Source organism: Pseudomonas viridiflava, assembly GCF_900602065.1.
Taxonomy (GTDB): domain Bacteria; phylum Pseudomonadota; class Gammaproteobacteria; order Pseudomonadales; family Pseudomonadaceae; genus Aquipseudomonas.
In genome coordinates, this window is the sequence record NZ_UWFN01000355.1 from 1 (window position 1) to 318 (window position 318).

The 318-nt window shown below is 65.1% G+C and carries 1 pseudogene; it reads left to right on the forward strand.

What is annotated here, in order from left to right:
* Window positions 1-287: pseudogene (locus EE949_RS28935) on the forward strand (NADH-quinone oxidoreductase subunit NuoG); the annotation flags it as partial.
* Window positions 288-318 lie beyond the last annotated feature (31 nt).

The window sequence follows — 318 nt, forward strand, 5'->3', positions numbered from 1 at the left end:
GCCCGGGCGAGCGTTATGGCGAACTGCGCCGCATCGAGAACCGCTACAACGGTTCCGTGAACCAGTATTTCCTGTGCGACCGTGGCCGCTTCGGCTATGGCTACGTCAACCGCAAGGATCGTCCTCGCCAGCCACTGCTCGCCAACGGTCAGGTCAAACTGAGCCTGGACGAAGCACTGGACAAGGCGGCCGATTTGCTGCGCGGGCGCAACATCGTGGGCATCGCCTCGCCAACCGATCTTCTCGATAGCAACCGTGCCCTGCGCGAACGGCGGGGCGGGGCCCACCCCTCAAGCGGGAGCTAGGCCCGTGAGGTGT